The sequence below is a fragment of the Micromonospora sp. RHAY321 genome, assembly GCF_023896955.1.
In the GTDB taxonomy this organism is placed as follows: domain Bacteria; phylum Actinomycetota; class Actinomycetes; order Mycobacteriales; family Micromonosporaceae; genus Micromonospora.
On sequence record NZ_JAMHIW010000014.1, the window covers coordinates 159,648 to 165,743 of the forward strand.

Sequence of the window (6,096 nt, forward strand, 5' to 3'; positions counted from 1 at the left end):
GGGGGTCAGTTCCTGACGACCAGGGTGGGGTTGGCGGCCAGGTAGGCATCGGCGCGACCGGCGCGGAGTTCGGTGAGGAACTTCCGGCCGGCGCTGGTGAGCTGCTCGCCTCGGTAGGCGCTGCCCTTGCCGACGCCGGAGCCGGGCAGGCCGACCAGCACGAAGCGGTCCTCCGGGACCTTGCTGAGCGCGTACGCCAGGTCGACGATCCGGCGGCCGCCGGCGTAGATCAGGGTGTCGCCCAGCGCGGCGACCACCTGGTCGACCCGTTCCGGCTGCCGGGCCAGGCCCTCGTCCAGGATCTTGCGCGTCATCGCCCGGATCAGCTGCTGCTGGTGGCGCTGCCGTGCGTAGTCGCCGCCGGTGATGTAGCGCTGCCGTGCGTAGTCCAGGGCCTGCCAGCCGTTGAGGTGCCGGTTGCCCTTCTCGTAGACCATCTGCGGCCCGGTGTAGCCGCCGGGCACGCTCTCCCGGTAGCGGCCGTCCGGCCGGCGGTGCAGGGAGGCGACCCGCTGGTCGACGTAGATGTCCACCCCGCCGAGGGCGTTCACCAGCCGGTCGAACCCGGTGAAGGTCAGCACCGCGCCGGCGTCGATGCGGAGCCCGGTGTACCCGCTGACCGTGCTGCGGAGCAGCTCGTACCCCTGGGCGGTGTTCGGCTGCTTGGGCTTGCCCGGCACGCGACTGCCGTAGCTCATCGCGTGGGTGAGTTTGGTCCTGCCACCCGCATAGCCGGCCTTCGGGAACGCCGGGATGTCCACCAGCAGGTCCCGGGGGAGTGAGAAGAGGTACGTCCGGCCCAGACCCTTGGGTACGTGCAGCACCAGCACGGAGTCGGCGTGCGGCTCCCAGCCGGGCACGCTTACCCGGGTGTCCACCCCGACCAGCAGCAGGTTGAGCGGACCGGTGATGTCGGCGCCCGGCGGCGGACCGGAGGGGCTGGGGGTGGGCGTGGCAACCGGCGACGCGCTCGGCGAGCCGGCCACCGGTGGCGTCCGGTCGGGCTTGCTGTCACCGGTCAGTCGGGTGACCACCACCGCTCCGGCCGCGACCAGCGCGACGATGGCGAGGGCCGTCAACCCCAGCAGCAGCCACCGTCGGCGCGGCGCCATGGACCCGAGGTTCATGTTGGCTTCCTTCCACCCGTATCGGAACAACGCTCCGACGGGTGCTCCAGGTTGCGGCCGGGAGGCGCGCGGTCGGTCGGCCGGTGCATGATCGCGTGAAACTGCCGCTGGCGCGAGCGCTACTCACGGGTAATGATGCGTCCATGCGGTATGACGTGGTCGTCATCGGGTCTGGTTTCGGCGGCAGCGTCACCGCGCTCCGGCTGGCCGAGAAGGGCTACTCGGTCGGCGTGCTGGAAGCCGGCCGGCGCTTCGCCGACGACGAGTTCCCGCAGACGTCCTGGCGCCTCCGCCGGTTCCTGTGGGCGCCCAGGCTGGGCTGCTACGGCATCCAGCGGCTCACCCTCCTCCGCCCGGCCGACGGGCGATCCGGCGGCGGCGTGCTCGTGCTGTCCGGAGCGGGGGTGGGCGGAGGGTCCCTGGTCTACGCGAACACCCTCTACGAGCCGCTGCCGGCCTTCTACGACGACCCCCAGTGGCGTGACATCACCGACTGGCACGACGAGTTGGCCCGCCACTACGACCAGGCCAAGCGGATGCTCGGCGTCACCACGTACCCGCTGAGCACCGGCGCGGACCGCGCCATGCGGGCGGTGGCCGAGCGGATGGGGGTGGCGCACACCTTCCACTCCACCCCGGTGGGCGTGCACATCGGCCGTCCCGGCCAGCGCGTCGCCGACCCGTACTTCGGCGGCGCCGGCCCGGAGCGCACCGGCTGCCTGCACTGCGGCTCGTGCATGACCGGTTGCCGGCACGGGTCCAAGAACACGCTGGTCAAGAACTACCTGTGGCTGGCCGAGCGGCTGGGTGCCACGGTGCACCCGCTGACCACGGTGACCGCCGTGCGGCCGGCGGCCGGCGGCGGGTACGAGGTGCACACCGTCCGCACCGGCGCCTGGCTGCGTCACCGCCGCCAGGTGATCCACGCCGACCAGGTGGTCTTCGCCGCGGGGGCGCTCGGCACCCAACGGCTGCTGCACGCGATGAAGGACGACGGCGCGCTGCCCGGGCTCTCGTCCCGCCTCGGCGAGCTGACCCGGACCAACTCGGAGGCGATCCTGGGCGCCTCGGTGCCGCGCCAGCGGGCATGGGCCGAGCGGTTGGACTTCAGCGAGGGGGTGGCCATCACCAGCTCCTTCCACCCCGACCCGCAGACCCACATCGAGCCGGTGCGCTACGGGCGCGGCTCCAACGCGATGGGGCTGCTCCAGTCGCTGCTGGTCGACGGTGGCCCGCACCGGGTGCGGCGCTGGCTGGGCAGCATCGTGCGGCAACCGGGGCTGGCCGCCCGGATGCTGTCGGTGCGCGGCTGGTCGGAGCGGACGGTGATCGCCCTGGTGATGCAGTCGGTCGACAACTCGCTGACCACCCGGTGGCGGCGCGGCGTGTTCGGCCGCCGGCTGGTCACCGGCCCGGGTCACGGCATGCCGAACCCGACCTGGATCCCGGCGGGCAACACGGCGACCCGGCTGCTCGCCGAGGAGATCGGCGGTACGCCCGGCGGGTCGCTCACCGAGCCGTTCGACATCCCGATGACCGCGCACATCCTGGGCGGAGCGGCGATCGGGGCCACCCCGGCCGACGGGGTGATCGACCCCTACCACCGGGTGTACGGGCACCCCGGGCTACACGTCGTGGACGGCGCGGCGGTGTCCGCCAACCTCGGCGTCAACCCGTCGTTGACCATCACCGCCCAGGCCGAGCGTGCCATGTCGTTCTGGCCCAACAGGGGCGAGGAGGACCCCCGCCCGCCGCTCGCCTCCCCGTACCGCCGCCTGCCACCCGTACCCCCGCACCACCCGGCGGTCCCGGCGGACGCCCCGGCGGCGCTGCGTCCCTGACCACCTCGGCGATCTTGCAGTTTCGGTCGCCGTTAGGAGCGAAATATCGCTTTTGCGCGGGCAGCAACTGCAAGATCGCGGGGGGAGGGGGTTGGGCGGTGAGCCGGTGCCCGCGATGGCGGTGACTGTCGGTAGGCTTTGCCCACATGAGCCTGCCTCGCCCCGTCCTCGTGGTGGACTTCGGAGCCCAGTACGCCCAGCTCATCGCCCGCCGGGTCCGCGAGGCGAGGGTCTACTCCGAGATCGTGCCGCACTCGATGCCGGTCGCCGAGATGCTGGCGAAGAACCCGGCCGCGATCATCCTCTCCGGCGGCCCGTCCAGCGTCTACGCGCCGGACGCCCCGCAGATCGACGCCGCCATGTTCACGGCCGACGTGCCGGTCTTCGGCATCTGCTACGGCTTCCAGGCGATGGCCCAGGCGCTCGGCGGCACGGTCGCGAGGACCGGCAACCGGGAGTACGGCGGCACCCCGCTGCGCCCCCGTCTCCTCGACCCGGGTGTGCTGCTCCGCGACCTGCCGGCCGACCTGCCGGTCTGGATGAGCCACGGCGACTGCGTGACCGAGGCGCCCGAGGGCTTCACGGTGACCGCCGAGTCGGCGGGCGCGCCGGTGGCCGCGTTCGAGGACCTGGCCGGTCGCCGCGCCGGGGTGCAGTTCCACCCGGAGGTCGGGCACACCGCGCACGGCCAGGAGATGCTGACCCGCTTCCTGTACGACATCGCCGGCATCGAGCCGACCTGGACGCCCGAGAACATCATCGACGAGCAGGTCGCCCGGATCCGCGCCCAGGTCGGCGACAAGGAGGTCATCTGCGGCCTGTCCGGCGGGGTGGACTCGGCGGTCGCGGCCGCGCTGGTGCACAAGGCGGTCGGTGACCAGCTCACCTGCGTCTTCGTCGACCACGGCCTGCTGCGCGCCGGTGAGGCCGAGCAGGTGGAGAAGGACTACGTGGCGGCCACCGGCATCAAGCTGAAGGTGGTCGACGCGGCGGAGCGGTTCCTCGGCGCGCTGGCCGGGGTCACCGACCCGGAGCAGAAGCGCAAGATCATCGGGCGGGAGTTCATCCGGGTCTTCGAGGCCGCCGCCCGTGAGGTCGCCTCGCACGGCGACGTGGAGTTCCTGGTCCAGGGCACCCTCTACCCGGATGTGGTGGAGTCCGGCGGCGGCACCGGCACCGCCAACATCAAGAGCCACCACAACGTCGGCGGCCTGCCGGAGGACCTGAAGTTCGCGCTGGTCGAGCCGCTGCGCACGCTGTTCAAGGACGAGGTCCGGGCGCTCGGCCTGGAGCTGGGCCTGCCCGAGGCGATGATCTGGCGGCACCCGTTCCCGGGGCCCGGCCTGGCCATCCGGATCATCGGGGCGGTCGACCAGGAGCGGCTCGACCTGCTGCGCCAGGCCGACCTGATCGCCCGGGAGGAGCTGACCGCCGCCGGCCTGGACCGGGGCGTCTGGCAGTTCCCGGTGGTGCTGCTGGCCGACGTGCGCAGCGTCGGCGTGCAGGGCGACGGGCGCAGCTACGGGCATCCCGTGGTGCTGCGCCCGGTCTCCAGCGAGGACGCGATGACCGCCGACTGGTCACGGCTGCCCTACGAGGTGGTGGCCCGCATCTCCACCCGGATCACCAACGAGGTGGCCGAGGTCAACCGGGTGGTGCTGGACGTCACCAGCAAGCCGCCGGGCACCATCGAGTGGGAGTGAGCGCCCCTCAGCCGACCGGCGGCGTGCTGGACGGGGTCGTCGGCGGGTAGGGCGGGGTCGGGGCGTACCCCGGCTCGGGCACGCCGGGCGCGGGCCCGGCGGTGGGCGGCGGCCCCTGCGGCGCGGCGCCCGCCGGGTGCGGCCACGCCGGCGCGCCGGTGGGCTCCTCGGGCATCAGGAACCACATGATCGGGTACGCGAACAGCGCGAGCCCGCCGGTGAGCAGGCCGGTGACCGCGAAGATCACTCGGACCAGGGTGGGGTCGACGGCGAAGTAGCGGCCGAGACCGCTGGCGACCCCGGCGACCATGCGGTCGGTGGTGGGTCGCCGGAGCTGCTTGTACGGGGCGCGGGGAGCGGTGGTCGATGTCATGCCTCCACGGTCCGCGCCGGTGGCCGGCCCGCCCTCGGTGACCGCCCGGATCCTTACCCTGACCGATCCCTGATCGGGGTCGGACAGTCAGGAATCCGACTCTTTTCCGTTGCGGTAACCCGGTCCGGGGAGAATTTGCTTCCGTGACCACCTTGCTGGAGCCGCTCCGCAGGATCGCGGCATACGCAGTTTGTGCTGACTCAGATGGCCGGTTCCTGCTGGTCCGCGCATCGGAGCGCTCCGGCACACCCGGCGCGTGGTCGCTGCCCGGCGGGGCGGTCGACCACGGTGAGGACCCGAACCACACGGTCGTCCGGGAGACCGCCACCGAGACGGGCCTCTCGGTCGCCGTCTCGGGCCTGGCCGACGTGCTCGCCGACATGCGGGCGCTGCCGGAGCGCGGCATCACCATCCACACCGACCGGCTGATCTACCGGGTGGCGGTGCGCGGCGGCACGCTGGCCGACCGGGTCGGCGACCGTCCCACCGACCTGGCCCGCTGGTACACGCTCGACGAGGCGCGTGAGCTGCCGCTGCGCTCGTTCACCGCGCGTGCCCTGGGGCTGCCCGCCTCCTCGGCCGACGTGGTGCCCGACGAGGCGCCCGAGTTCCCGTCCTTCTACGCGGTGCCCGGCCCGGACGGGTTGCACCGGGCGCAGCGCTTCGCCGCGTACGCGGTCTGCACCGACCCGGCGGGCCGGGTGCTGCTCACCCGCGTGTCCGACGGCTATCCGGGTGCCGGCTGCTGGCATCTGCCCGGCGGCGGCACCGACTACGGCGAGCAGCCCGGCGCGGCGCTGATCCGGGAACTGGTCGAGGAGACCGGGCAGACCGGTCGACTGGTGGAGCTGCTCGGGGTGGCCAGCCACCGCGACGCCGCCTCGCTCGGCCCGGAGGGTTACCCGATCGACTGGCACGGCGTACGCGCCTTCTACCGCGTGGTGGTCGACAAGCCCGACCCGTTGACCGTGGCCGACGTGGGTGGCTCCACCTGCGAGGCCCGCTGGTTCGCCCGCGAGGAACTGGGCGCCCTCCCCACCCACCACCTCACC

5 protein-coding genes are annotated in these 6,096 nt (G+C 73.0%); 3 read left to right on the top strand and 2 right to left on the bottom strand.

From position 1 onward, the window contains the following. Positions 1-5: 5 nt before the first annotated feature. The gene (locus tag M8C17_RS24725; RefSeq protein WP_252418943.1) at positions 6-1,127 is read right to left on the bottom strand and encodes an LCP family protein; all 1,122 of its coding nucleotides are present in this window, start codon (positions 1,125-1,127) and stop codon (positions 6-8) included. Positions 1,128-1,270: 143 nt separating this feature from the next. Between M8C17_RS24725 and M8C17_RS24730 the strand changes: the two genes are divergently transcribed. After that, positions 1,271-2,968: an FAD-dependent oxidoreductase gene (locus M8C17_RS24730; protein ID WP_252418944.1), complete on the top strand. Its 1,698-nt coding sequence runs from the start codon at positions 1,271-1,273 to the stop codon at positions 2,966-2,968. Between the two features lie 146 nt (positions 2,969-3,114). After that, the gene (gene guaA / locus M8C17_RS24735) at positions 3,115-4,671 is read left to right on the top strand and encodes a glutamine-hydrolyzing GMP synthase (protein WP_252418945.1); all 1,557 of its coding nucleotides are present in this window, start codon (positions 3,115-3,117) and stop codon (positions 4,669-4,671) included. Positions 4,672-4,678: 7 nt separating this feature from the next. Here the strand turns inward: guaA and M8C17_RS24740 are convergent, their stop codons facing one another. Further along, positions 4,679-5,044, bottom strand: coding sequence for a PspC domain-containing protein (locus M8C17_RS24740; protein ID WP_252418946.1), 366 nt, complete (start codon positions 5,042-5,044; stop codon positions 4,679-4,681). A gap of 143 nt (positions 5,045-5,187) precedes the next feature. Between M8C17_RS24740 and M8C17_RS24745 the strand changes: the two genes are divergently transcribed. Then, the coding region (locus tag M8C17_RS24745; RefSeq protein ID WP_252418947.1) for an NUDIX hydrolase at positions 5,188-6,096 on the top strand (909 nt) is incomplete at its 3' end.

Bases quoted from the DNA above. Each gene is read 5' to 3' on its own strand.
- M8C17_RS24725 (WP_252418943.1), bottom strand. From the start codon at position 1,127: ATGAACCTCGGGTCCATGGCGCCGCGCCGACGGTGGCTGCTGCTGGGG.
- M8C17_RS24730 (WP_252418944.1), top strand. From the start codon at position 1,271: ATGCGGTATGACGTGGTCGTCATCGGGTCTGGTTTCGGCGGCAGCGTC.
- guaA (WP_252418945.1), top strand. From the start codon at position 3,115: ATGAGCCTGCCTCGCCCCGTCCTCGTGGTGGACTTCGGAGCCCAGTAC.
- M8C17_RS24740 (WP_252418946.1), bottom strand. From the start codon at position 5,044: ATGACATCGACCACCGCTCCCCGCGCCCCGTACAAGCAGCTCCGGCGA.